Origin of the sequence: Micromonospora sp. NPDC049004 (genome assembly GCF_040649315.1) — a bacterium.
Taxonomy (GTDB): Bacteria; Actinomycetota; Actinomycetes; order Mycobacteriales; family Micromonosporaceae; genus Micromonospora.
In genome coordinates, this window is record NZ_JBEZFG010000008.1 from 23,978 (window position 1) to 50,023 (window position 26,046).

Genomic DNA, 26,046 nt, shown 5'->3' on the forward strand with positions numbered 1-26,046 from the left:
AATGAACGCCATGACCATGTTCCTTGCTTTCGTCCTGCTGGTTCTCGCCGGAACGATGGTGCTGTTTTTCGCGATGCTCGGTCAGTTGGCGGCGCGATTGCCGGAGCAGAGCAACGAGCCGTCGGCCCAGGTCGAACCGCTGGAGAACGCCCGGTTGGGCGCCGAGTCGCTGAACTGGCCGGCGGAGTTGGCGCACCTGCGCGACCGCGAGCGCGCCCTGGTGCTGGTGCTCAGCTCCTCGTGTGCGAGCTGTGAGCAGATCGCCGCCCAGGTTCCGGGCGCGCTGGACCGCGGCGTCGACCTCAGCGTGGTGGTCTCGTGCGGTGTCCGCGAGCGCGGCGAGGACTTCATCCGCCGGCACGAGCTGGAGCGGGCCCGGCCGTACCTGGACCAGGGCGGCGCCTGGAGCACCGGGGAGTTCAACATCGACTCCAGCCCGGCGGCCCTGCTGTTCCGGCACGGTCGGCTGGACACCGCGCTGCTCTTCTGGACGCTCGACAGCGCCCTCGCCGCCACCGGCCACCTGCACTCCGCCCACTCCGCCCAGGAGGCGTGAGCGCGCCAGGACCCCGGGTGGCGTGCGACGAGGCACGCGACCCGGCAGCCCATCTCACACAGGAGGTGTCATGACCACTGCTGTCCCCAAGTCCTCGGTCAAACGACGGGGCGTGCTGCGCGGGATCGGCGCCGGCGGACTGGCCGCCGCCGTCGCGGTCTTCGCCAAGGGGTCGCCGGCCCAGGCGGCCAACTGGAACTGCTGCAGCCTCGAGTACGTGCCACCGAACATCAGCATGTCGACCTGCCTGGCGGCCAGCCACTACGTGTGGACCTGCACGTTCGGCACGGTGGGACCGATCTACCGCTGCCAGTGTTGCGAGCGCAAGCGTTCCGACGGCTCGTACAACGCCTCCGCCGGCAAGTGCACCTGCACCTCGAACTGCTGACGGCCTGACCGGGGATGGAGGTCTGGATCGGCGTCGCCCTGCTGGGGGCGATCCTGCAGGGCTACAGCCCTTGAGGCGTCTCCATGGCCGGGGTCGCCGGCCCGATGTTGCGGGACGACCGGTGGGGCGGGAGTCGGTTCCTGCTCGGCCTGCTGGTCGGTGGGATCTTCGGCGCGGCGGTTCTGGCGGTCCCGTTCTACCTGCTCGCCAGCGGGATCACCGCGGTGCTGCCGGAAGCGGTGCGGGTCGGACTGGTGATCGTGGTGGCGCTCGGCTTCGGTGTGGCGGATCTGCGGCAACGCACTCCGCACGTGTGGCGGCAGGTGCCGCAGTCGCTGGCCCGGACGCTGCCTCCCGGCTCGCTGGGAGTGGTGTGGGGCTTCGACCTGGCCCTGCTGTTCACCACCCAGAAGACCACCTCGTTCCTGTGGGTGGCCCTGGCCGCGCTAGTGCTGCTGAGTCCGGCGGCGCTGCCGACGACGTTGGTCGTGGTGGCAGTCCTGGCGGTGCTGTCGATGGTGGCGCTGAGCATCCGTAAGCCGACGACGACGCCGATCGATGAGGAGAAGGGACGGAGATGGCAGGACTGGCAGAGGATCATCCGCCGGTGGTCCGGCGCGACGCTGCTGGTCGCGGCCGTGGCTCAGGCATCGCTGCTGAGCTGGGGGTGACCCCGGTCTTCCGGCCGGATCCGGCCGGTGGGCAGGTGGTCATCACGCGGTTCGAGTGCCCGTCGCGGCTCGTCCTGCTGCGGTTGGTGGTGCTGCACCTGCGGATCAAGCGGGCGGTCCGGCGACGGCTGCCCGAGCTGGTCGGCAGCCGGTTGATCGTCGACTGGGGCACCCGGACGCTGCTGAGCATCTCCGTGTGGCCGTCGCTGGAGAGCGTGTACGGGATGGGGTCGGTGCCGGAGCACGTCTCCGGGTCGCGCATCCCGGGCCGCCTCGGCGTGCGGACCACTGCCGGCTTCTTCACCTTCACCGGCGACTGGCGGCAGATCATGTTCGGCTCGCCGGTCGCCGCGCACTCACCCCTGCACGCCTGCGTGCGGGACGACTGATCACGAACGGAAGCCAGAAGGAGGTAGTCATGCCCATTCCCACGGACCGCGGCCTGGTGGCGATCACCAAGGACGCCCGCGGTCGTACCGCCGTCATGGTCGGCACCAGCATCATCGACGGTCAGATCGACGGGGTGTACGCCATGCACGTCGCACCGAAGCAGATCGTGGTGGATCCCGCGGTGCGGTTGAGCGCGGGGGAGCACGGTCAGTTCACCACCGAGCCGGTGGAGGTGTACGACAGCGGCAACGCCGTACAGATCCGTGCCCTGGATGCGACGGCCGACCTACGGCGCATGTAGGTCCGATCGTCCGACACCGCCCGGGGGCGGGAGCGCGAGGCGCTCCCGCCCCCGGTTCGTTTCCGCAGGCCCTTTTCTTGATCCACTATTAGCTTTTGCTCTTACGGACAAAAGTTGCCACCGGAACGGTTGAAGCTCTGGACAGGCGGTGCGGAACGCTCCTACTGTGTCGGACACAACACCTCGGCGTTGCGTCGATGTGAACGAGTTCGATGAAGAGGTGAACTCCCCGGTGCGGACCGTCGAGCCCCTGCACGTCCGGTTGTTGCGGTTGCTCCGCGACGAGGGGGCCGTGTCCCGGGCCGAGCTGGGTGACCGCCTCCAGATGCCCCGCCCGCGACTGTTGGCCGAGTTGGACCGGCTGGTCGCACTGGGTTACGTCGCCGAGGCCGGGCTCGCCGCCTCCCGCGGCGGGCGTCGCTCCACCCTGGTCGAGCTGAACCCGAAACTGCGCTTCGCGGCAGTCGACCTGGGCGCCAGCTCGATGGACGTCGAGGTGGTCAACGGCCGTCTCGAACCGGTGGCCCACTACGCCGAGCCGGCCGACATCCGCAATGGACCGAAAGTGACCCTGCAACGGGTCAACGAGCTGCTGCACAAGGCCCGGGTCGACGGCGCGTACGAGCGGTTGGACGCGGTGGGCATCGGAGTTCCCGGCCCGGTCAGCTTCCGCGACGGCGTCCCGGTCTCGCCGCCGATCATGCCGGGCTGGGACCGGTTTCCGGTCCGCGAACTGCTCAGCCGGGAGCACGGCTGCCCGGCGGTGGTCGACAACGACGTCAACATCATGGCGATCGGCGAGCGGCACGGCGGGGTCGCCCACTCGGTGGACGACTTCCTCTTCGTGAAGATCGGCACCGGCATCGGCTGCGGCATCTACCTGACCGGCGACGTCTACCGCGGCACCGACGGCTGCGCCGGGGACATCGGCCACATCCAGGTCGACGCGCACGGGCCGATGTGCTCGTGCGGAAACGTCGGATGTCTGGAGGCGTTGTTCAGTGGCGCCGCGCTGGCCAAGGACGCGACCGCCGCCGCCCGCAGCGGGGCGTCGCCGGCACTGGCCGAGCGGATGAGCCTGCGGGGCGTGGTGACCGCTCTGGACGTCGCCGAGGGCGCGGTCGAGGGCGACGTGACCTGTATCCAGCTGATCCGCGACGGCGGGCGGCGGGTCGGCGGGGTCCTCGCCGGCCTGGTGAGCTTCACCAACCCGTCGATGATCGTGATTGGTGGTGGGCTGGCCCAGCTCGGGCACATCCTGCTCGCCGAGATCCGCAGCGTGGTCTACCGCCGGTCGCTGCCGCTGGCCACCGGCAACCTGCCCGTCGTGCTGTCCGAGCTGGGTGGTCGGGCCGGCGTCGCCGGCGCGGCCGTGCTCGCCAGCGACGTCGCCTTCGGCGAGGCCTCATGAACCTGCGGTCGTCAGGCGCGAAACCCACCGTGAGCGAGGAGGAGACTGTGGCCCAGCCCGAGGAGAACGCCGCCGTCGCCGGGGCGTCGCTGGTCGAGGCCCCCGCGGACACCGTCGCCGGCGAGGTGGTCCTGCGCCTCACCGACGTGGTCAAGACCTTCCCCGGCGTACGCGCCCTCGACGGGGTGCAGCTGGAGGTGCGTGCCGGCGAGGTGCACTGCCTGCTCGGGCAGAACGGCGCCGGCAAGTCCACCCTGATCAAGGTGCTGGCCGGGGTGCACCAACCGGATTCCGGTCTCATCGAGTGGCGGGGCGAGCCCACCAGCTTCGCCAACCCGCAGGCCGCCATGCGCGCCGGCATCGCCACCATCTACCAGGAGCTCGACCTCGTCGAGGACCTGTCGGTGGGGGAGAACGCGTTCCTGGGCCACGAGCCGCGCCGGCTGGGCTTCGTCCGTCGCGGGCAAATGGTCCGACGAACCCGCCAGATCCTCGGCCGGCTCGGGCACGGCGAGATCCACCCCAAGCGGATGGTCCGCGCGCTGCCGGCGGCCGGCAAGCAGATCGTCAGCATGGCCCGGGCGCTGTCGCACGAGGCGCGACTGATCATCATGGACGAGCCGAGCGCGGTGCTGGCGCACGACGAGGTGGGCAACCTGTTCCGGATCATCCGGGAGTTGACCGCCCAGGGCATCGCCGTCATCTACATCTCCCACCGCCTGGAGGAGATCCGCGAGATCGGCGACCGGGTCACCGTACTCAAGGACGGCCGGACCACTGCGGCGAACCTGCCGGCGCGCGACACCCCGACCCGCGACCTGGTCAGCCGGATGACCGGCCGCAGCATCGAGTACGTCTTCCCGGAGCGCCCGGCGGCCGGTCCGGCCGGCGCGGAGCTGCTCCAGGTCGAGGGGCTGACCCGGGCGGGCGAGTTCGCCGACGTGTCGCTCGATGTCCGGGCCGGTGAGATCGTCGGCATCGCCGGGCTGGTCGGCTCGGGCCGCTCCGAGCTGCTGGAGACCATCTACGGCGCCCGCCGAGCCGACGCGGGCACGGTCCGGATGGCCGGCCGGGCGTTGCGCGCGGGTGTCGGCGCGGCGGTCCGGGCCGGCATGGGCATGGCGCCCGAGGAGCGCAAGAGTCAGGCGCTGCTGCTCGGTGAGCCGATCTACCGCAACGTCACCCTCTCCACGTTCAGCCGGTACGCCCGGTTCGGCTTCACCAACGTGGCGGCCGAGCAGGCCGAGGCGAACCGGATCGCCGACGATCTCGAACTGCGCCCCCGCGACGTCCGCCGCCCGGTGCGCACCCTCTCCGGCGGCAACCAGCAGAAGGTGGTGGTGGGGCGGTGGCTGCTCGGCGACACCAAACTGCTGCTCCTGGACGAGCCGACCCGAGGCGTGGACATCGGTGCCCGCGCTGAGCTGTACCAGGTGATCCGGGGTCTGGCCGCCCAGGGCGTCGGGGTCCTGCTGGTCTCCAGCGAGGTGCCCGAGGTGCTCGGTCTGGCCGACCGGGTCCTGGTGATGCGGGAGGGCCGGGTGGTCCGCGAGGCCCTGGCCGGCGAACTCGACGAGAACACTGTGCTCGACCTCGTGATGGCGGGGTCCCTGATGGAAGGCGCACCGGCATGAGCGACGCGACTCCCACCCCCACCGCGACCCCGGAGCGCCCGCAGCTGCCGGCGCAGTCGCCGCCGGTGGATCCCGCCGAGACGGCGGTGGCCAGCGAGGCGGCGACGACCAGCAACCGGCTCTCGTGGTGGCGGGGTGACAGCGGCGAAGGTGCCCGCCGTAACCTCGGCCTCATCGGGGTGCTGGTGGTCCTGGTCATCATCGGCGCCGTGAGCCGCTGGGACCTCTACTCCAACCCGGACTGGGTGTGGGACAACACCCTCACCATCCTCAAGCTGGCCTCGGTGGTCGGCGTGGTCACCGTCGGGATGACCTTCGTCATCATCGGCGGCGGTATCGACCTGTCGGTCGGCGCGATAGTCGCGCTCTCCGCGGTCTGGGCCACCACTGTCGCCACGCAGAGCTACGGCGCCGGCGGCATGATCTTCACCGCCCTGGTCGTCGGGCTGTCGGTAGGCGTGGTCAACGGAATCCTCATCTCGTACGGCCGGCTGGTGCCCTTCATCGCCACCCTGGCGATGCTGGTGGCCGCCCGCGGTCTGGCGGCGGAGATCTCCAACAAGCAGACCCAGCTGTCCAACAACACCTTCATCAACAACATCGCCAGCGAGAAGGTGCTCGGCATCCCGCTGCTGGTCTACATCCTCGCCGCGGTGGTCGCGGCCGGTTGGGTGCTGCTCAACCGCACCACCTTCGGCCGGCGCACGGTCGCCGTCGGAGGCAACCCCGAGGCGGCCCGGCTGGCCGGCATCAACGTCCGGCGGCACACCCTGCTGCTGTACGCGCTGTCCGGCCTCTGCTGCGGCATCGCCGCCATCATGCTCACCGCGCAGGCCAACTCGGCCCAGGCGGCGACGGCAAACCTCTACGAGCTGGACGCGATCGCCGCCGCGATCATCGGTGGCACGCTGCTCAGCGGCGGGCGGGGCACGATCATCGGTTCCCTGCTCGGCGTGATCATCTTCTCGACCATCACCAACCTCTTCGCCATCAACGGCCTCTCCAGCGAGGCCCAGAACATGGTCAAGGGCGGCATCATCGTGGCGGCCGTCCTGGTCCAGCAGGTGCAGTTCCGCAGCATCACCCAGTTCCTGGGCCGCAACAGGCTCACCAGCAGCTGACCAACCACTAGCACCCGCACCACCTTGCCGCACCACCGCAGGGTCACCCGAGCATCGACGGTGACCGGATACCACGCACCCTCCACTCATCCCACCACCTGCGAACACAGGAGGTCGTCATGACCCAGCACAGTCCCGACCTGTCGCGCCGCCGAATGCTCTTCGGCGGGGTCGCGGTCGGCGCCGGCGTACTGCTGGCCGGTTGCACGAGCAACGAGTCGTCGCCCACCACCGCGCAGACCAAGGCGGCGGCGACCGGCGTCAACAACGAGCCCGGCAAGAAGGTGGTCATCGGCTTCTCCGCCCCCGCCGACGACCACGGCTGGATCGCCGCCATCACCAACAACGCCAAGGCGCAGGCCGGCGCGTACTCCGACGTGGAGCTCAAGCCCGTCGCGGCGGGCGCGGACCCGGCGACCCAGCGGGCGGCGCTGTCCACCCTGGTGTCGCAGAAGCCCGACGTCATCGTGGTGCTGCCGCACGACGGCAAGGAACTCAACGCGTTCGGCCTGGAGGCCATGACCGCCGGCATCCCGGTGGTCAACCTGGACCGGGCCTTCCCCGACGCCCGGGCGTACCGCCTGCAGATCAAGGGCGACAACTACGGCATGGGCGTCGCCGCGGCGACGTACATCATCGCGCAGCTCAAGGCCAAGGGCGTCAGCAACCCGATCATCGGTGAGATCCCCGGTATCGACGCGCTGGAGCTGACCCAGGAGCGGTCGAAGGGCTTCAACGACACGCTCGCCGCGAGCGGCTTCAAGGTGGCCAACCGCCGGCCGGCCGAATTCACCGTCGACTCCGGCCAGCAGGCCGCGACCGGGCTGTTCCAGGCCCTGCCGAAGATCGACGCGATCTGGAACCACGACGACGACCAGGGCGTCGGCGTGATGGCCGCGATCAACCAGTCCGGCCGCAAGGAGTTCTTCATGGTCGGCGGCGCCGGCTCGAAGAAGGCGATGGAGGACATCCAGGCGGACAACACCGTGCTGAAGGCCACCGTCACCTACAGCCCGTCGATGGCCTCCTCGGCCATCTCGCTCGCCCGCCTCATCGGCCAGGGCAAGGGCATGTCCGACCTGGTGGAACTCCAGGTGCCCAAGGAGATCGTGCTCGCCTCGGAGACGATCACGAAGGAGAACGCGAGCAGCTACCTCAAGCTCGGGTTCTGATACACGGGGGGAGACCCACCTTGTCCACGACAGACAGAGAACTGCGGATCGGCATGGTCGGTTACGCGTTCATGGGCGCCGCGCACTCACAGGCGTGGCGCACCGTGAACCGCGTCTACGACCTGCCGGCACGAGCCAGGATGTCGCTGATCTGCGGCCGCGACACACCGAAGGTGGCCGAGGCCGCCGACCGGCTCGGCTGGGACGCGTACACGACGGACTGGCGCGACGTGATCAACTCCGACGAGATCGACGTGGTTGACATCTGCACACCCGGCGACAGTCACGCCGAGATCGCCCTCGCCGCACTCGCCGCCGGCAAGCACGTCCTGTGCGAGAAGCCGCTGGCCAACACAGTGGCGGAGGCACGGGCGATGACCGCCGCGGCGGACACCGCCCGCGCCTCCGGGGTGCGCTCGATGTGCGGGTTCAACTACCGCCGGGTCCCCGCGGTCACGATGATGCGCCAGATGGTCGCCGACGGACGACTCGGGGTGATCCGGCACGTCCGAGCGACGTACCTGCAGGACTGGATCGTGGATCCGCAGTTCCCGCTGGTCTGGCGGTTGCAGAAGGACAGGGCGGGCTCCGGCGCGCTCGGTGACATCGGTGCGCACATCATCGACCTGACGCAGTTCGTCGTCGGCCAGCGGATCACCGGCGTCAGCGCGGTCACCGAGACGTTCGTCAAGGAGCGGCCGTTGCCGGCCGAGTCGAGCGGTCTCGCGGCCACCGTGGACGGCGGCTCGGCGCCCACCGGGCCGGTCACCGTCGACGACGCCGCGATCTTCGTGGCCCGGCTCGACGGTGGCGCCCTGGCGACGTACGAGGCGAGCCGTTTCGCCACGGGCCGCAAGAACGCCCTCCGAGTCGAGATCAACGGCTCGCTGGGCAGCGTGGTCTTCGACCTGGAGCGTCTCAACGAGTTGGAGTTCTACGACGCCACCCGGCCTACCCTGGAACAGGGCTTCAGCCGGATCCTGGTGACCGAGGGCGACCACCCGTACATGTCGGCGTGGTGGCCGCCCGGCCACATCATCGGCTACGAGCACTCCTTCACCCACCAGATGCGCGATCTCATCGAGGCGATCGCCACCGGCACCGACCCGGCGCCCTCCTTCGCCGACGCGTTGCAGGTCCAGCTCGTGCTGGACGCGGTGACCCGTTCGGCGGACGTCGGTTCCTCCTGGACCGACGTGGAACCGGCGCTGACCGCGGTGGCCGTCTGACCCCCTGACCATCCGCGACGGCGGTGCTCGCGCCGCCGTCGCCCGACCGGCTTTCCGGAGCCGACCGGCGAGGGACCGACAGCGGTTTGCGCCCCGCGGTCGGGACGAGGTCGGCTCCGGAGAGTGTGCAGCCGGGCCGTGTGGCCCGGTGGCGCACGAGCAGGACGGTCGTCCGGTGCGACCGGACCGGGATTCCCCGGCCGCACCGGAGGACCGCCACCACCTGAGACGTCCGGTCGGGGCACGCCAACGCCCCAGTCGGATGCGGGGGAGGCAGGGTCGAGACGCCGACCGACCCTGCCTGCCAGCCCCGTCTGCCCGCACCCGTACCGGTAACCGGTCCGTCGTCGTCGCCGCCGACGCCGACGCCGGATCCGGTGTCGTTCCGGTACGGGTCGGGCGGGCGGGGCCCATCCGCTCAAGGCCGTAGCTTTTCGAGAAATATTCTGATATTCCTATATTTAAATCGAACCGACGGTTCCTCCTGGATGGGAAGGAGCACCATGCGAACGGGTGTCTGGCTGGTAGGAGCACGCGGTTCGGTCGCGACCACCAGCATCGTCGGAGGGCTCGCGCTGCGGGCCGGCCTGGCCGGGCCGACCGGCTGCGTCACCGAGTTGCCGGATCTGCGCGGTCCCGCCCTCCCGTCCTTCGCGGACCTGGTCTTCGGAGGCCACGACGTGGCCACCACCCCGTTGAGCAAGCGCGCCGAGGCCCTGGCCGACACCGGTGTGATACCCGGTCGGCTGGTCGCCGCGCTCCCCGACGAGCTGGCCGCCGTCGAGCAGGAACTGCGTCCGGCCCCGCTCGGCGGCACCCAGGCCGACCGGGTCGCGACCATCGTGGGTGACCTCACATCCTTCCGGGAGCGCAACCGTCTGGACCGCGTGGTCGTGGTCAACGTCTCCGCCACCGAACCGGCGCCTCGACCGCACCCCGGGCACGCCGACCCGGTCGCGCTGCGTGCCGCGCTCGCCGGACCGGACGAGGTGCTGCCGCCCAGCTCCCTGTACGCGTACGCGGCGCTGCTGGCCGACTGCCCGTACGTCGACTTCACCCCGTCCACCGGGCTGCGGTTGCCGGCGCTGGCCGCGTTGGCCGAAGAGCTGCGCCTGCCGTACGCCGGGCACGACGGCAAGACCGGTGAGACCCTGGTCAAGTCGGTCCTCGCGCCGATGTTCGCGATGCGCAACCTCGCCGTGCGCTCCTGGTCCGGGATGAACCTGCTCGGCGGCGGCGACGGTGCCACCCTCGCCGACCCGGCCGCCAACGCGGCCAAGGTGCAGAGCAAGCAACGCGTGCTCGGCGAGACGCTGGGCTACGTCCCGCAGGGCAACACCCGCATCGAGTACGTCGAGGAGCTGGGCGACTTCAAGACCGCCTGGGATCTGATCACGTTCGCCGGCTTCCTCGGCACCGGGATGCGGATGGAGTTCACCTGGCACGGCTGCGACTCCGCGCTGGCCGCGCCGCTCGTGCTCGACCTGGCGCGGCTCACCGCCGCCGCGCACGCCGCCGGGCAGGTGGGGCCGCTGGCCGACCTGGGTTTCTTCTTCAAGGACCCGCTCGGTGCGCCCACCCACTCGCTGGCCGAGCAGTGGGCCCGGCTGACCGACTTCACCCGGCGGTTGCACGCCGGCCTGGACGGTGGCCATGACCACGCTGGCTGACGTGGCCGAGCTGGTCCGGGCGCCGGCAGCCCTCTCGGTCCCCGGTGACGTGGTTGCCGGCGCGGCGGCCGCCGGCGCGTTGGGCCCGCGTACCCCCGCCCTCGCCGGCGCGTCGGTGCTGCTCTACTGGGCCGGCATGGCCGCCAACGACTGGGCCGACCGGGAGCTGGACGCCGTCGAACGCCCCGAGCGACCGATCCCCAGCGGCCGGGTCACCCCGACCGCCGCGCTGGGCCTCGCGGCCGGCCTCACCGCCGCCGGCGTGGGCCTGGCCGCCGCCGTGGGCGGTCGCCGCGCGGCCGCGCTCGCGGTGCCGCTGGCCGCCAGCATCTGGGGGTACGACCTGCTGGCCAAGAACACCGCCGCCGGCCCCGCCGTGATGGCCGCCTGCCGAGGGCTGGACGTGCTGCTGGGCGCCTCCGGCGGCCACCTGTGGCGGGCGCTTCCCTCGGCGGCGACCGTGGCGGCCCACACCTGGACGGTCACCACCCTGTCCCGGCGCGAGGTCACCGGCGCGGACGCGGCCCTGCCGATGCGCACACTGGCCGGCACCGCCCTGGTCGCCGCCAGCGCCGCCGTCGCCGTCCCCGGCGCCCGCCGCGCTGCCGTCCCCGGCGCCCGTCGCGCTGCCGTCCCCGGCGCCCGTCGCGCTGCCGTCCCCGGCACCGAAGCTGCCAGCGCTGGCGGGGCTGCCAGTGCTGCCAGCGCCGACGGGCGGGCCGAGGTGAGCGCGGGCCGGGCCCGGGCGGCCGGAGTCGCCGCCGCGCTGCCCGCGCTGCTGGCCGGGTGGTACGCCGCCCGCTACGGCGCCGCCCAGGCCCAGGTCGTCCGGGATCCCTCGGCCGGGAAGGTCCGCGCGGCCGTCGGCGCGGGGATCACCGGCCTGCCCGCCCTGCAGGGGGCGCTCACCGCACGTGGCGGCGCCGGTCTGCTCGGGCTGGCCGTCGCGGCGGCGGCGCCGCTGGGCCGTCGGCTGGCCCGGAAGGTCTCCCCGACATGACCGTGCCCCGGCCCCGGCCCGCGCAGCCCGGAACCGCGCAGCCCGGAACCGCGCAGCCCGGAACCGCGCAGTCCGGAACCGCGCAGCCTCGACCCGAGCAGTCCGGCAACGGGACTGTCGAGCCGTCGAGCGCCGACGCGACGGGGCTGCGCCTCGGGTACGGCACGAACGGCTTCGCCAACCACCGGCTCGACGACGCGCTCGCCGTCCTCGCCGACCTCGGCTACGACGGCGTGGCGCTCACCCTGGACCACGACCACCTGGACCCGTTCGCACCCGGGCTCACCCGCCGGATCGCGGCGGTCGCCCGGCGGCTGGACGCGCTGGGTCTGGGGGTGGTGATCGAGACCGGTGCCCGCTATCTGCTCGACCCGTGGCACAAGCACGCACCGACGCTGCTGCACGACGACCCCACCCGGCGGATCGAGTTCCTTCGCCGGGCGGTGCGGATCGGCGCCGACCTGGGAGCCGAGGCGGTCTCGTTCTGGGCCGGTGTGCGGCCCGAGACGGTGTCACAGCAGTGCGCCTGGGACCGGCTGGTCGCCGGCTGCGCCAGCGTGGTCGACGCCGCCGACAGCGCGGGCGTCACCCTCGGCTTCGAGCCGGAGCCGGGCATGCTGGTCGAGAGCATTACCGACTGGCGTCGACTGCACGCGGCGCTCGACGCGCCGGCCCGCTTCGGCATCACCCTCGACATCGGCCACTGCCGGTGCCTGGAGCCGTGGCCGGTGCCGCAGTGCGTCGCCGAGGTGGCCGACCACCTGGTCAACGTGCAGATCGACGACATGCGCCGGGGCGTGCACGAGCACCTGGAGTTCGGCACCGGTGAGATCGACTTCCCGCCGGTGCTGGCGGCCCTGGCCGAGGCCGGCTACCGCGGGCTGGTCGCCGTCGAGTTGCCCCGCGACTCGCACGCCGCACCGGCGGTCGCCGCCCGCTCGATCGAGTTCCTGCGCGCCGCCGCCACCGCCGCGGCAAAGACCGGCGCGCGGCGCATCGAGGACGAGGCACCCGCCGACGCCCTTTGCTCTGCTTCAACGGAGGCGACAGCGGGCGTCCGATATCCGGACACCGACCGTCGCCTGGAGTGAAGCAGAGCAAAGGGTGTGCCAGGGGTGCCCGTCAGCCACACAAGGGGACCAGCAGCACAAGGGGAGGAGACGGGATGACACCGGATTCACTACGGGCCGCGCTGCGGGGCGTACCCGATCCCGACTGGCTGGACGAGGCGCTGCGGCAGGTCGCGGCCGAGCCCACCGCGATCGCCCGGCTCTTTCCCGCCGTCGGTCGGCGGTGCGGTCGGGCCGCGTTGCCCGACGCCCCCGGCTGGACCGCCGACGACGCGGCCCGGGTGCTGCTGCTCACCGCCCTGCCCGGTGAGCACGCCTCGTACGCCGAGAACCTCTACCAGCACGGTGACGCGGCCGAGCGGCGGGCCGTGCTGCGGGCCCTGCCACTGCTGCCGATCGGCGCCGCCGGGGTGCCGCTGCTGCACGACGCGATCCGGACCAACGACACCCGGCTGGTCGCCGCCGCCCTCGGCCCGTACGCCCGGCACCTCGATGAGGCCGCCTGGCGGCAGGCGGTGCTCAAGTGCGTGTTCAGCGGCGTGCCGTTGGCAGTGGTCGCCGACCTGGAGACCCGCGCCGACGGGGAGCTGGCCGCGATGCTGGCCGCGCTCACCGCCGAGCGGCACGCCGCCGGCCGGGAGATGCCCGCCGACGCCACCGACCTGCTCGACCGGCTCACCGCCGCACTGCCCCGGGAGGCGTGAATGCGCATCTTCGACCCCCACATCCACATGACCTCACGCACCACCGACGACTACGAACGGATGGCCGCCGCCGGGGTCCGCGCGGTGGTGGAACCGGCATTTTGGCTGGGCCAGCCGCGCACCAGCGCCGCCTCGTTCATCGACTACTTCGACTCGCTCATCGGCTGGGAACCGTTCCGGGCCGGGCAGTTCGGGGTGCGGCACCACGCCACCATCGCGCTCAACCCCAAGGAGGCCAACGACCCGCGCTGCCGCCCGGTGCTCGACCTGCTGCCCCGCTACCTGGACAAGGACGCGGTCGTGGCGGTCGGCGAGATCGGGTACGACTCGATGACCCCGGAGGAGGACGAGGCGTTCGCCGCGCAGCTCGCCCTGGCCGTGGCGTACGACCTGCCGGCGCTGGTGCACACCCCGCACCGGGACAAGGCGCGCGGCTGCGAGCGCACCCTCGCCGTGGTCGCCGAATCCGGCATCGACGCCGGTCGCGTGGTCGTCGACCACCTCAACGAGGTGACCGTCAAGCTCGTGCGGGACAGCGGCTGCTGGCTGGGTTTCTCCATCTACCCGGACACGAAGATGACGCCACAGCGGATGGTCGAGTTGCTGCGCGAGTACGGCACGGAACGGATGCTGGTCAACTCGGCAGCCGACTGGGGTCGCTCCGATCCGCTGTTGACCCGGGCAACCGGCGAGGCGATGCTGCTCGCCGGGTTCAGCGACGACGACGTCGACCGGGTGCTGTGGCGCAACCCCGTGGAGTTCTACGGCCAGTCCGGTCGGCTCGACCTGAGCGACCTCGACGTCACCGCCGTGGACCCGCAGACCGGCAACTCGATCCTGCGCGGCGGCAGCTGATGCGGCTGCGACATTCCGGCGGCGACACCGTCCATCTCGGCTACTGCACCAACGTGCACCCCGCCGAGGACCTCGCCGGCATCCTCGGTCAACTGGACACGTACGCCGTGCCGGTGCGGGAGGCGCTCGGCAGCGACCTGCTCGGCCTGGGCCTGTGGCTGGCCGCCCCGGTCGCCGCCGAGCTGGCCGCCGACCCGGCGCTGCGCCTGCGGCTGCGCGCCGAGCTGGACGCGCGCGGTCTGGAGGTGGTCACCCTCAACGGCTTCCCGTACGCGGCCTTCCAGGCGCCGGTGGTCAAGCAGGACGTGTACCACCCGGACTGGACCACCGAGCAGCGGCTGGCGTACACGCTGGATCTGGCCCGGGTGCTCGCCGACCTGCTGCCCGACGACGCGGCCCGGGGCTCGATCTCCACCCTGCCGCTGGCCTGGCGGCGGCCCTGGGACACCGGGCGGGCCGACGCCGCCCGCCGTCGGCTGGACCAGCTCGCCGCCGGTCTGGCCGCCGTGCAGCGCGACACCGGCCGCGAGGTGCGGGTCGCCTTCGAACCGGAGCCCGGCTGCGTGGTGGAGAGCACCGGGCAGGCGGCCGCGCTGTTGGACGGCATCGACACCGACCGGCTGGGTGTCTGCGTCGACCTGGCCCACCTGGCGTGCGCCTGGGAGGAGCCGGCCGAGGCGTTGGAACGACTGCGGACGGCGGGGCTGCCGGTGGTGAAGGTGCAGGTCTCCGCCGCCGTCGAGGCGGCCGACCCGGCCGGCGGCGCGGACGCGCTGCGCCGCTGGGTGGAGCCGCGCTTCCTGCACCAGACCCGGAGCGCCGGTTGCGCCGGTCTGGCCGACCCGGCCGACGCGGCGTACGCGGCCGACGACCTGGACGAGGCGTTGGACCGGGCGCTGCCCGGCCCGTGGCGGGTGCACTACCACGTGCCGCTGCACGCCCCACCGGAGGAACCGCTCGGCTCGACCCTGCCCGTCCTGCGCGCCGCGCTGAGAGCGCTCTACAGCGGGCCGACCGCGGGGTGCGACCACCTCGACGTCGAGACGTACACCTGGGGGGTTCTACCGGCCGCGCGGCGGCCGGGCACCGACGCGGAGCTGGCCGCCGGCATCGCCGCCGAGCTGGCCTTCGCCCGAGACGAACTGGTCGGCCTCGGGCTGACCCCGGAACGCACAGTGAGCGCGGGAGTGACGCGATGAGCCGACGACTGGTGGTACTCGACGTGGTGGGGCTGACCCCCCGCCTGCTGGCGCACATGCCTCGGCTGCGCGGTGTCGCCGACGGCGGCTTCCGGGCCGAACTGGGCACCGTGCTGCCGGCGGTGACCTGCTCGGTGCAGTCCACCTTCCTCACCGGCGAGCAGCCCAGCGGGCACGGGATCGTCGGCAACGGCTGGTACTTCCGGGAGCTGGGCGAGGTGTTCCTGTGGCGCCAGCACAACGCGCTGGTCGGCGGGGACAAGCTCTGGCAGGCGGCGCGGCGGGCCGAACCGGGCTACACGGTGGCCAACGTCTGCTGGTGGTACGCCATGGGCGCGGACGTCGACTGGACCGTCACGCCGCGACCGGTGTACTACGCCGACGGCCGCAAGGAGCCGGACTGCTACACCGACCCGCCGGAGCTGCACGACGCGCTCACCGGGCGGCTGGGCACCTTCCCGCTGTTCACCTACTGGGGGCCGACCGCCGGGCTGCCGTCGTCGAAGTGGATCTGCCAGGCGGCCGAGCAGATCCTGGCCGACGTGTCACCCGACCTGACCCTGGTCTACGTCCCCCACCTGGACTACGACCTGCAACGCTTCGGCCCCTCGTCGGCCCAGGCCGCGGCCGCCGCGGCCGAGCTGGACGCGGTGCTCGGCCCGCTGCTGGACGCCGCGCGGGCCCGCGACGCGACAGTGGTGGTGCTCTCGGAGTACGGCATCACCGACGTGTCCCGGCCGGTGGACGTCAACCGGCTGCTGCGTGCCGAAGGGCTGCTGCGGGTGCACACCCAGGCCGGCATGGAGTACCTCGACCCGTGGACGTCGAAGGCGTTCGCGGTCGCCGACCACCAGGTCGCGCACGTCTACGTCAAGGATCCGGCCGACGTGCCGGCGGTGGCGAAGCTCTGCGCCGGGCTGCCCGGGGTGGCCGAGGTGCTGGACGCCGACGGCAAGGCCGCGTACGGGCTGGACCACCCGCGCGCCGGTGAGCTGGTGCTGGTGGCCGAACCGGACTCCTGGTTCACCTACTACTACTGGCTCGACGACGCCCGCGCCCCGGACTTCGCCCGGCTGGTCGAGATCCACCGCAAGCCGGGGTACGACCCCGCCGAGCTGTTCTTCGACCCGGCCAACCCCGGCGCCGCGAAGGCTCGGGCCGGGGTGGCGCTGGCCCGCAAGAAGCTCGGCATGCGCTACCTGATGAGCGCCGTCGGCCTGGACGCCGGCGCCCGGGCGGTGCGCGGCTCGCACGGGCGGCTGCCCAGCGACCCGGCGGACGCCCCGGTGCTGCTCTGTTCCGACAGGTCCGCTGCCCGGGACCGGGTGGCGGCCACCGAGGTGAAGGCGCTGCTGCTGGAGTTGGCCGGGTTGGCCAACGGTGACGGTGGCCGGTCCGGGGTGGGATCGTGACGGCCACCGTCGCTCCGGCGGACGCGAGCAGGCTGCGGGCGCGCTTCGACGCGGAGCTGGCCGCCTTCCTCGAACGGCAGGGCCCCGACTGGCCCGACGGAGCGCCGCGCGGGGTGTTCACCGCGCTGCAACGGTTCGTGCTGGCCGGCGGGAAGCGGCTGCGTCCGCTGTTCTGCTACTGGGGCTGGCGCGCTGCCGGGGCCGCCGACGGCCGCCCGATCGTGGTGGCCGCGGCGGCGCTGGAGCTGTTCCACGCGTTCGCGCTGATCCACGACGACATCCTGGACGGCAGCGACCGCCGCCGGGGCGAACCGTCGGTGCACCGCCTCTTCGCCGACCTGCACGCCCGCTCGTCGTGGCGTGGCGACCCCGAGGCGTACGGGCGCAACACCGCCCTGCTCTGCGGGGACCTCTGCGCGGCCTGGTCGGATCAGATGTTCCACGAGTGCGGGCTGGCCACCGAGCAGGTGCACCGGGGCTACGCCGTGTTCGCGCTGATGCGTACCGAGGTGATCGCGGGGGAGTACCTCGACCTGGTCTCCGGGGTGGGTGACGGTTCGGTGGCCAGCGCGCTCACCGTGATCCGGATGAAGGCGGCCCGGTACACGGTCACCCGGCCGTTGCAGATCGGCGCGGCGCTGGCCGGGGCGGGGCCGGAGCTGATCGCGGCTCTCGGCGAGTTCGGTGATCCGTTGGGCGACGCGTTCCAGCTCCGCGACGACGTGTTGGGCGTCTTCGGTGATCCGGCGGTCACCGGCAAGTCGGTCCTGGACGACCTGCGCGAGGGTAAGCCCACGGTGATGATGGCGCTGGCCCGCAGCGCCGCCGACCGGTCGCAGACCGTCCGGCTGCGCGAGCTGTTCGGCAATCCGAAGTTGGACGCGGACGGCGCGGTCGAGCTGCGCGAGATCATCGAGGCCACCGGCGCACGGGACCGGATCGAGCAGATGATCAGGATTCGCAAGGAGGCCGCGACGGGAGCGCTGGCGGCGGTCCCGCTCCCGGATTCGGTACGGGCGGCGTTGGTGGGGTTGGCCAGTCAGGTGACCGGTCGGCAGTCCTGACGTGTCGGCGTGGGGGGGGGGCCCCCCCCGGGGGGGGGCCCCCCCCGCCCCCCCCCCGCGCGGCGGCCCCCCCCCCCCCCCAAAAGGAGAAAAAAACGAAAAATTTATGAGGGTGTGGAGCGTCTGTGTCATCCGTACCGATGAGGAACGGGAGATCGCCCGGCAGACCCGGGACGTGGGGGGGGGGGGCGGGCGGGGGCCCCGCCCCCCGGGGGGGGGGGCGCCGCCGAACGCCCCGGACCCTTGCGTACGGCCCCGACCCGGCAACTTTCGATCAAATCGACGAAAGTTGATGCTGGATCGTCGGAAGGTATGGACACATCGACATGCGCGACTTAGTGTCGGGGCCAACACGACATTGTTTCGTCGAGGTGAACCGGCGGCGCGGTAACCCATCGACCCCCACCACCGCTACGGCATCCGGCGCGACGGCGCGCGCCCGGCCTGGCCTCACTCGTCAGGAAGGGACAGCACAGATGTCCAACAAGGACGCACCCCCTCGTCGATCCCGACGATGGCTCTCCGCCGGATCGGCCCTGCTCCTCGTGGCCGCGGCCGGCACGGTCACCCTGGCGGCCAGCTCGACACCGGCCCAGGCGCACACGATCAACGCCACCGACTTCCAGCAGGTCGAACTCGCCCGGGGCGTGTCCGACATGGGTGAGCCGATGTCGTTGGCCGTGCTGCCGGACCGCTCGGTCCTGCACACCGCCCGCAACGGCACGCTGCGCCGCACCGACGCGAACGGCACCACGTCGGTGATCGGCACCCTGTCGGTCTACAACCACGACGAGGAGGGGTTGCAGGGCGTCGGTGTCGACCCGAACTTCGCCAGCAACCGGCAGATCTTCCTCTACTACGCGCCGCCGCTGTCCACCCCCACCGGGGACGCGCCAGCGACCGGCACCGACTTCTCGGCCTGGCAGGGAGTGAACCGCCTCTCCCGGTTCACCCTCAACAGCGACTTCACCGTCAACCAGGCCAGCAAGGTCGACGTCCTCGACGTGCCGGCCGACCGCGGACTGTGCTGCCACGTCGGCGGGGACATCGACTTCGACGCCGCCGGCAACCTCTACCTGTCCACCGGCGACGACACCAACCCCTTCGAGTCGGCCGGCTACTCGCCCCTGGACGAGCGGACCAACCGCAACCCGGCATACGACGCGCAGCGCAGCGCCGGCAACACCAACGACCTGCGGGGCAAGATCCTGCGGATCAAGGTGAACGCCAACGGCACGTACTCCATCCCGTCGGGCAACCTGTTCGCCCCCGGCACGGCCAAGACCCGGCCGGAGATCTACGCCATGGGTTTCCGCAACCCGTTCCGGATCAGCGTGGACAAGGGCACCGGCGTCGTCTACGTCGGTGACTACGGGCCGGACGCCGGCAGCACCAGCTCCACCCGCGGGCCGTCCGGCCAGGTCGAGTTCAACCGGGTCACCGCGCCGGGCAACTACGGCTGGCCGTACTGCACCGGCACCAACACCACCACCGAGACGTACAACGAGTGGGACTTCGCCACCAACGCCAGCGGGGCGAAGTACAACTGCACCGGCGGGCCGACCAACAACTCGTTCCGCAACACCGGATTGACCACCCTGCCGCCGGCCCAGCCGGCCTGGATCCGGTACGCCGGCGACGCCGGCACCCCCACCGAGTTCGGCGGCGGCTCCGAGTCGCCGATGGGCGGCCCGGTCTACCGGTACAACGCCTCGTCGACCTCCACCACCAAGTTCCCGCAGTCGTTCGACGGGCAGTTCTTCGCCACCGAGTTCGGCCGGGGCTGGATCAAGCCCATCCACGTCAACTCCGACGGTTCCCGGGGCACCATCGACACCTTCCCGTGGGTCGGCAAGCAGGTGATGGACTCGGCCTTCGGCCCGGACGGCGCCTACTACGTGCTCGACTACGGCACCGGCTACTTCAACGGCGACGCCAACTCGGCGCTCTACCGCTTCGACTACGTCGCCGGCGGCAACCGGGCGCCCAACGCCGCCGCGAGCGCCAACAAGACCTCCGGCGCGGCCCCACTGGCCGTGACGTTCTCCTCGGCCGGCTCGTCCGACCCCGAGGGTGGGGCGCTGACCTACTCGTGGAACTTCGGCGACGGCACCACCTCCACGGCGGCGAACCCGACGAAGACGTACAGCACCAACGGCACCTACACGGCGACGCTGACCGTACGGGACCCGCAGGGTGCCACCGGCAGCGCCAGCGTGCAGATCAACGTCGGCAACACCGCGCCGACGGTGACCATCAACAACCCGGGCAACGGGCAGTTGTTCAGCTTCGGTGACACCGTGCCGTACAGCATCACGGTGACCGACCCGGAGGACGGCACGATCGACTGCACGAAGGTCAAGATGACCTACGTGCTCGGGCACGACCAGCACGGGCACCAGATCACCTCGAAGACCGGCTGCTCCGGCTCGATCACCATCCCCGTCGACGGTGAGCACGACGACGCGGCGAACATCTTCGCCATCTTCGACGCCGAGTACACCGACGCCGGTGGGCTGACCACGCACACCCAGCACACGCTGCCGCCGCGTCACCGCCAGGCCGAGTTCTTCGGCAGCTCGTCCGGGATCAACGTGTTCAGCAAGACCCCGGCCGAGGGCGGCAAGACCGTCGGCGACATCAACAACGGCGACTGGATCGCGTTCCAGCCGTACCGGCTCGGCAACGTCACCTCGTTCACCGCCCGGGTCTCGTCGGCCGGCTCCGGTGGCACCCTCCAGGTGCGGGCCGGCTCGGCCACCGGCACGGTGCTCGGCTCCGCGACCGTCCCGGTGACCGGCGGCTGGGAAACCTTCACCACCGTCACGGGAGCGATCACCAACCCGCCGACCGGCACCACCACGCTCTACCTGACGTTCGCGGGTACGGGCACCGGCGCGCTCTACGACCTGGACGCGTTCACCTTCACCACCGGCTCGGCCCCCACCGGCGGGACCGGTCCGATCAAGGGTCTGGGCGGCAAGTGCCTGGACGTGCGCAACGCCGCCACCGCCGACGGCACGCAGATCCAGATCTACACCTGTAACGCCAGCGCGGCCCAGACCTGGGCGGTCACGCCGAACTCCACAATCAAGTCGTTGGGCAAGTGCCTCGACGTCGCCGGTGCCGCCACCGCCGACGGCACCAAGATCCAGCTCTACACCTGCAACGGCACCGGGGCGCAGAACTGGTCCGCGCAGGCCGACGGCACGCTCCGCAACGTGGCGTCCGGCAAGTGCCTGGACGTCTCCGGCAACAGCTCGGCGGACAGCACCGTGGTGCACCTCTGGACCTGCACCGCCGCCGCGAACCAAAAGTGGACCCTGCCCTGAGCTGAGCGAAGGGGCCCCCGTCGCGCGGGGGCCCCTTCCCACCGTCGATAGGAGAGCGACATGCGCAGACTCCTGCGAACCGTCCTCGGCGCCACCACCGCCGTCCTCGCCGTCATCGCCTGCACCACCCCCGCCACCCCGGCCAGCGCCGCCGACGCCCCGTACGACGTGCTGGTCTTCTCCAAGACCGCCGGCTTCCGGCACGACGCCATCCCGGTCGGCATCCAGACCATCCGTGACCTGGGCGCCGCGAACAACTTCACCGTCACCGCCACCGAGGACGCCGCCGCGTTCACCACGAGCAACCTCGCCCAGTACGAGGCGGTCGTCTTCCTCAACACCACAGGCGACGTGCTCAACGCCAGCCAACAGACCGCCTTCGAGTCGTACATCGCCTCCGGTCGCGGGTACGTGGGTGTGCACGCCGCCGCCGACACCGAGTACGACTGGCCGTTCTACGGCAACCTGGTCGGCGCGTGGTTCGCCTCGCACCCGGCCATCCAGCAGGCCAACATGAAGGTGGAGGACCGGGGCCACGCCGCCACCGGTCACCTGCCGCAGACCTGGACCCGCACCGACGAGTGGTACAACTACCGCACCAACGCCCGGTCGACCGCGCACGTGCTGGCCACCCTGGACGAGTCGTCGTACTCCGGCGGCGGCATGGGCGCCGACCACCCGCTGAGCTGGTGCAAGAGCTACAACGGTGGCCGCTCCTTCTACACCGGCGCGGGGCACACCCAGGCGTCGTACGCGGAGCCGAACTTCCGGAACCACCTGCTCGGCGGCATCCGGTACGCCTCCGGTCGGAGCAAGGCCGACTGCCGGCCCGAGACCGGCTACACCCCGCTCTACAACGGCTCCACCACCGGCTGGTCGCAGGCCGGGCCGGGCAACTTCACCAACTCCGACGCCACCCTCACCTCGGTGGGCGGCATGGGCCTGTACTGGTACAGCGCGAAGCAGTTCACCAACTACTCGCTGAAGCTGGACTGGAAGCTGGCCGGCGACGACAACTCGGGCGTGTTCATCGGCTTCCCGCCGTCGAGCGACCCGTGGTCGGCGGTGGACAATGGCTACGAGATCCAGATCGACGCCACCGACGCGGCGGACCGTACCACCGGCTCGGTCTACACCTTCAAGTCCGCGGACCTCGCGGCCCGCGACGCGGCGCTCAACGCGCCGGGGGAGTGGAACACCTACGAGCTGCTGGTCGAGGGCGAGCGGCTCCAGATCTTCCTCAACGGGGTGAAGATCAACGACTTCACCAACACCAATCCGGTACGGTCGCTGGCCGGCCACATCGGCATCCAGAACCACGGCACCGGCGACGACGCCTCGTTCCGCAACATCCGGATCAAGGAACTGGGCACCACGCCTCCGCCGACCGGCACGATCCAGGCCGAGGCGTTCAGCTCCGCCAACGGCGTCTCCGCGTTCACCAAGGCGGGTGCCAACGGCGGCCAGACCGTCGGCTACATCGACCCGGGCGACTGGGCGGCGTACAACGGCGTGGACCTGACCGGCGTCACCTCGTTCACCGCCCGGGTCGTCTCCGGCGGTGCGGGCGGCACCATCGCAGTCCGCACCGGCTCGGCCACCGGTCCGGTGCTCGGCACGGTCACGGTGCCCAACACCGGCAGCTGGACGACGTTCGCCAACGTCACCGCGGCGTTGTCCAACGTCCCGTCCGGCGCCCAGAACCTCTACCTCACGTTCGGGGGCAGCGGCACCGGGCTCTTCGACGTGGACGACTTCACCCTGGTCAAGGGGACCGGCGGCAGCACCGGGGTCGGCCCGGTCAAGGGCCTGGGCGGCAAGTGCCTGGACGTGCGCAGCGGCGCCACGGCCGACGGCACCCAGATCCAGATCTACACCTGCAACGGCAGTACGGCGCAGACCTGGACCGTGACGCCGAACTCGACGATCAAGGCGCTCGGCAAGTGCCTCGACGTGTCCGGCGGCGGCACCGCCGACGGCACCAAGATCCAGCTCTGGACGTGCAACGGCACCGGCGCGCAGAACTGGGCGGCCCAGTCCGACGGCAGCCTGCGCAACACGGCCTCGGGCAAGTGCCTGGACGTTTCCGGCAACAACTCGGCCGACAGCACCGTCGTGCACCTCTGGACCTGCAACGGCGCGGCCAACCAGAAGTGGACCCTGCCCTGACCTGCCAACCGCACCGAGCCCACCAGGCTCACTGAGCGCGCAGGGGCCGCCGGTCGCGGCCGACGGCCCCTGCGAGCCACCCGCTCCCGACGCCGCCCGCTCAGCGACACCGGACGCGCTCCGCCTCACCGGGCGCGTCCTTGGCGAGGCCGATGTCACCGAAGAGGCGTATACCTGTGAGTCATAGATATGACTCACAGGTATACGCCTCTCGATGGTCGGAGCCACCGGTGCGGTGGGGGCGTTGTGTGGACGCCGCGGGCCCGCTCTCAGGAGCCTGCCGTACCTTGACCAGCATGGGGCGTTTCGCGCGATGGCGCCGGATGGCGCGGACCCAGGGGCACCGCCTGCGCGCAGCGCTGCACCGGGCCGAGGAGCCCGACCCGTTGACCGGGCCGGCTCCCAGCCTGAACCGTCTCGACGCGCTGGCGGAGGGCTTCGCCGCGGGCCAGCCCGTGCGCTGGAGCCTCGGCGGGGCACCCCGGCCGCTGCCCGGCGCGGTCGACGTGGCGGCGTACCGGATCATCGAGGAGTCGCTGGCCGACGTGCGCCGACACGCCCCCGGCGCGGCGGTCGCGGTCCGGCTGCGCTACGACGCCGAGGGCATCACCATCGAGGTACGCGACGACGGCGCCGGTGCCGCGACGCCGGCCGGGGAGACCCGGGGCGTCGGGCGGGGGCTGGCCGCGGTGCGCGGGCGCACCGAGCGGGCCGGCGGCACCTTCTCGGCCGGCCCGAATCCCGGCGGCGGGTTCACCGTCCGGGCGGTCCTGCCCGCGCCCGAAGAAGCGGCCGAGTGACCCTGCGGGGCTTTCGCGATGACCCCGGCGGAAATAGGGTGGGGGCGGCGACCGTGACGGTGGCCGGTGGCTCGGTGGGAGGCGCAACCCGTCGGGCTCAGGTGCGCTCGGCACCCACCGGTGTTCCGCCTCGGTGCCACGCACCGGTCTGACCGGTCACCCTCGCCCCGGTCCGCACAACGGAATCCCCATCACATCAGGGGAGAAGGACAATGGCGCGACCCATCACGCTCTTCACCGGCCAGTGGGCCGACCTTCCGTTCGAGGAGGTCTGCCGGCTCGCCTCCGAGTGGGGCTACGACGGCCTGGAGATCGCCTGCTGGGGCGACCACTTCGAGGTCGACAAGGCGCTCGCCGACGACTCGTACGTCGACCGCAAGCGGGAGACGCTGGCGAAGCACAACCTTCAGGTCTTCACGATCTCCAACCACCTCGTCGGTCAGGCGGTCTGCGACCATCCGATCGACGAGCGGCACCAGGACATCCTGCCCGCCCGGATCTGGGGCGACGGTGAGCCCGAGGGGGTCCGCCAGCGGGCCGCCGAGGAGATCAAGGACACCGCGCGGGCCGCGGCGAAGCTCGGGGTGAAGACCGTCGTCGGGTTCACCGGGTCGTCGATCTGGCACACCCTGGCGATGTTCCCGCCGGTGCCGCCGTCGATGATCGAGCGCGGCTACCAGGACTTCGCGGATCGGTGGAACCCGATCCTCGACGTGTTCGACGAGGTCGGGGTGCGGTTCGCGCACGAGGTGCACCCCAGCGAGATCGCGTACGACTACTGGACGACCAAGCGGACGCTGGAGGCGATCGGCAACCGGCCCGCGTTCGGGCTGAACTGGGACCCGTCGCACTTCGTCTGGCAGGAGCTGGACCCGGTGAACTTCATCTTCGACTTCGCCGACCGGATCTACCACGTCGACTGCAAGGACGCGAAGGTGCGTACCGGCGACGGCCGGCGCGGCCGGCTCGCCTCGCACCTGCCCTGGGCCGACCTGCGCCGCGGCTGGGACTTCGTCTCCACCGGCCACGGCGACGTGCCCTGGGAGGACTGCTTCCGGGCGTTGAACGCGATCGGCTACACGGGCCCGATCTCCGTCGAGTGGGAGGACGCCGGGATGGACCGCCTGGTCGGCGCCCCGGAGGCGCTGCAGTTCGTCCGCCGGCTCGCCTTCGACGCCCCGAGCGCCGCCTTCGACGCGGCGTTCAGCAGCAAGGACTGACCACAGCTCGGACAGACCACGGGCCGGTCGCCTCTCGGCGACCGGCCCGTCGACGTGCGATGGGTCTGCGTGCGATGGATCAGAGCGTGCTGGCGTTGGTGCCCGAGCCGGACGGCTTGGTGCGGGGGTTGGTGGCCGACGGCGACCCGGAGGTCGTGCCGACCGAGCTGCTGCCCGCCTTGGCGCCCACGGTGGCGGGCGTGCCGGCGAACGCGTCGTCGGCGGCGGTCAGCTCCTGCTTGCCGGTGCTCCCGTTGCCGGTGCCCAGCTTCTCGCCCAGCTTGGTCTGGCCGAGCTTGTCCTTGCCCTCGCTGTAGAGCTTGTTGGCCTGGGCCTGCGCGACCCCGGCCGCCTCCTGGACGGTCGGGTGGTCGAGCACCTTGCGGCCCCGGACCACGAGCTCTTCGTACTTCTCCCGGCCGGCACGGGCGCCCAGGACGAATCCCGCAGCCAGCCCGCCAAGAAACATGATCTTTCCGCGCATGGCGGCTCCTTCCGTACCTGACGCGCCGTCGCGCCGGCGGGTTGCCCCGTCGGGCGCGACAAATTCGCGCCTGCGTCCTCTGTCCGCAGCTAACTACCCATCCTGCTCCCCGCTCAAGCCTGCTTGTGCCGGGATGGCGATTTGCCCCGATTGCGATCCGGCCGTGGCGCTGACCTGCGAATCTGGATCAAGGG

23 protein-coding genes are annotated in these 26,046 nt (G+C 71.6%); 22 read left to right on the forward strand and 1 reads right to left on the reverse strand.

What is annotated here, in order from left to right; all coding sequences use genetic code 11:
- The first annotated feature begins 10 nt into the window (after window positions 1-10).
- The 22 genes from AB0B97_RS23170 (at window position 11) to AB0B97_RS23275 (ending at window position 25,368) form a co-directional block, all read left to right on the forward strand.
- A complete protein-coding gene (locus AB0B97_RS23170) occupies window positions 11-556 on the forward strand; it encodes a hypothetical protein (RefSeq protein ID WP_234588897.1) in 546 nt (181 codons plus the stop codon).
- A 70-nt stretch (window positions 557-626) separates the two neighbouring features.
- A complete protein-coding gene (locus AB0B97_RS23175) occupies window positions 627-944 on the forward strand; it encodes a hypothetical protein (RefSeq protein ID WP_234588899.1) in 318 nt (105 codons plus the stop codon).
- Window positions 945-1,027: 83 nt separating this feature from the next.
- The gene (locus AB0B97_RS23180) at window positions 1,028-1,615 is read left to right on the forward strand and encodes a hypothetical protein (RefSeq protein ID WP_234588902.1); all 588 of its coding nucleotides are present in this window, start codon (window positions 1,028-1,030) and stop codon (window positions 1,613-1,615) included.
- Window positions 1,612-2,004 (forward strand): hypothetical protein, encoded by a 393-nt coding sequence (locus tag AB0B97_RS23185; RefSeq protein WP_234588904.1) that lies wholly within the window; start codon window positions 1,612-1,614, stop codon window positions 2,002-2,004. Before AB0B97_RS23180 ends, AB0B97_RS23185 begins: the two co-directional genes overlap by 4 nt.
- Window positions 2,005-2,033: 29 nt before the next feature.
- Entirely contained in the window at window positions 2,034-2,306 is a 273-nt protein-coding gene (locus AB0B97_RS23190) for a hypothetical protein (protein WP_357496322.1), read from the forward strand.
- A gap of 232 nt (window positions 2,307-2,538) precedes the next feature.
- Window positions 2,539-3,717 carry an ROK family protein gene (locus AB0B97_RS23195; RefSeq protein WP_357496324.1) on the forward strand — a complete coding sequence of 393 codons (1,179 nt, stop codon included), beginning with the start codon at window positions 2,539-2,541 and terminating at the stop codon, window positions 3,715-3,717.
- Window positions 3,714-5,351, forward strand: coding sequence for a sugar ABC transporter ATP-binding protein (locus AB0B97_RS23200; RefSeq protein WP_357496326.1), 1,638 nt, complete (start codon window positions 3,714-3,716; stop codon window positions 5,349-5,351). Before AB0B97_RS23195 ends, AB0B97_RS23200 begins: the two co-directional genes overlap by 4 nt.
- Entirely contained in the window at window positions 5,348-6,472 is a 1,125-nt protein-coding gene (locus AB0B97_RS23205; protein WP_234588911.1) for an ABC transporter permease, read from the forward strand. The genes AB0B97_RS23200 and AB0B97_RS23205 overlap by 4 nt, the downstream gene beginning before the upstream one ends.
- 119 nt (window positions 6,473-6,591) lie before the next feature.
- Window positions 6,592-7,644, forward strand: a complete 1,053-nt coding sequence (locus AB0B97_RS23210; RefSeq protein WP_357496329.1) for a substrate-binding domain-containing protein — start codon at window positions 6,592-6,594, stop codon at window positions 7,642-7,644.
- 20 nt (window positions 7,645-7,664) lie between these two features.
- The gene (locus tag AB0B97_RS23215; protein WP_234588915.1) at window positions 7,665-8,873 is read left to right on the forward strand and encodes a Gfo/Idh/MocA family oxidoreductase; all 1,209 of its coding nucleotides are present in this window, start codon (window positions 7,665-7,667) and stop codon (window positions 8,871-8,873) included.
- A 503-nt stretch (window positions 8,874-9,376) separates the two neighbouring features.
- Window positions 9,377-10,543 carry an inositol-3-phosphate synthase gene (locus tag AB0B97_RS23220; RefSeq protein WP_357496331.1) on the forward strand — a complete coding sequence of 389 codons (1,167 nt, stop codon included), beginning with the start codon at window positions 9,377-9,379 and terminating at the stop codon, window positions 10,541-10,543.
- Window positions 10,527-11,543, forward strand: a complete 1,017-nt coding sequence (locus tag AB0B97_RS23225) for an SCO3242 family prenyltransferase (RefSeq protein WP_357496333.1) — start codon at window positions 10,527-10,529, stop codon at window positions 11,541-11,543. Before AB0B97_RS23220 ends, AB0B97_RS23225 begins: the two co-directional genes overlap by 17 nt.
- On the forward strand, window positions 11,540-12,634 hold the full coding sequence (locus tag AB0B97_RS23230) for a sugar phosphate isomerase/epimerase family protein (RefSeq protein ID WP_357496335.1): 1,095 nt from the start codon (window positions 11,540-11,542) through the stop codon (window positions 12,632-12,634). The genes AB0B97_RS23225 and AB0B97_RS23230 overlap by 4 nt, the downstream gene beginning before the upstream one ends.
- A 74-nt stretch (window positions 12,635-12,708) precedes the next feature.
- A complete protein-coding gene (locus AB0B97_RS23235; RefSeq protein ID WP_357496337.1) occupies window positions 12,709-13,317 on the forward strand; it encodes an EboA domain-containing protein in 609 nt (202 codons plus the stop codon).
- On the forward strand, window positions 13,318-14,172 hold the full coding sequence (locus tag AB0B97_RS23240; protein WP_357496339.1) for a TatD family hydrolase: 855 nt from the start codon (window positions 13,318-13,320) through the stop codon (window positions 14,170-14,172).
- Window positions 14,172-15,371 (forward strand): metabolite traffic protein EboE, encoded by a 1,200-nt coding sequence (gene eboE, locus AB0B97_RS23245; protein ID WP_357496341.1) that lies wholly within the window; start codon window positions 14,172-14,174, stop codon window positions 15,369-15,371. The genes AB0B97_RS23240 and eboE overlap by 1 nt, the downstream gene beginning before the upstream one ends.
- Window positions 15,368-16,783, forward strand: a complete 1,416-nt coding sequence (locus tag AB0B97_RS23250; protein WP_234584382.1) for a nucleotide pyrophosphatase/phosphodiesterase family protein — start codon at window positions 15,368-15,370, stop codon at window positions 16,781-16,783. The genes eboE and AB0B97_RS23250 overlap by 4 nt, the downstream gene beginning before the upstream one ends.
- Window positions 16,780-17,847 carry a polyprenyl synthetase family protein gene (locus AB0B97_RS23255; RefSeq protein ID WP_357496343.1) on the forward strand — a complete coding sequence of 356 codons (1,068 nt, stop codon included), beginning with the start codon at window positions 16,780-16,782 and terminating at the stop codon, window positions 17,845-17,847. The genes AB0B97_RS23250 and AB0B97_RS23255 overlap by 4 nt, the downstream gene beginning before the upstream one ends.
- Before the next feature lie 476 nt (window positions 17,848-18,323).
- Window positions 18,324-21,179, forward strand: coding sequence for a PQQ-dependent sugar dehydrogenase (locus tag AB0B97_RS23260; RefSeq protein WP_357496345.1), 2,856 nt, complete (start codon window positions 18,324-18,326; stop codon window positions 21,177-21,179).
- A 60-nt stretch (window positions 21,180-21,239) separates the two neighbouring features.
- Window positions 21,240-23,348: a lectin gene (locus tag AB0B97_RS23265; protein WP_357496347.1), complete on the forward strand. Its 2,109-nt coding sequence runs from the start codon at window positions 21,240-21,242 to the stop codon at window positions 23,346-23,348.
- A gap of 296 nt (window positions 23,349-23,644) precedes the next feature.
- Window positions 23,645-24,148 carry an ATP-binding protein gene (locus tag AB0B97_RS23270; RefSeq protein WP_357496349.1) on the forward strand — a complete coding sequence of 168 codons (504 nt, stop codon included), beginning with the start codon at window positions 23,645-23,647 and terminating at the stop codon, window positions 24,146-24,148.
- Window positions 24,149-24,360: 212 nt separating this feature from the next.
- Window positions 24,361-25,368, forward strand: a complete 1,008-nt coding sequence (locus tag AB0B97_RS23275) for a sugar phosphate isomerase/epimerase family protein (RefSeq protein WP_234584387.1) — start codon at window positions 24,361-24,363, stop codon at window positions 25,366-25,368.
- Window positions 25,369-25,447: 79 nt separating this feature from the next.
- On the opposite strand, the gene AB0B97_RS23280 is transcribed toward AB0B97_RS23275, so the two are convergent.
- Entirely contained in the window at window positions 25,448-25,852 is a 405-nt protein-coding gene (locus tag AB0B97_RS23280) for a hypothetical protein (protein ID WP_234584388.1), read from the reverse strand.
- Window positions 25,853-26,046 lie beyond the last annotated feature (194 nt).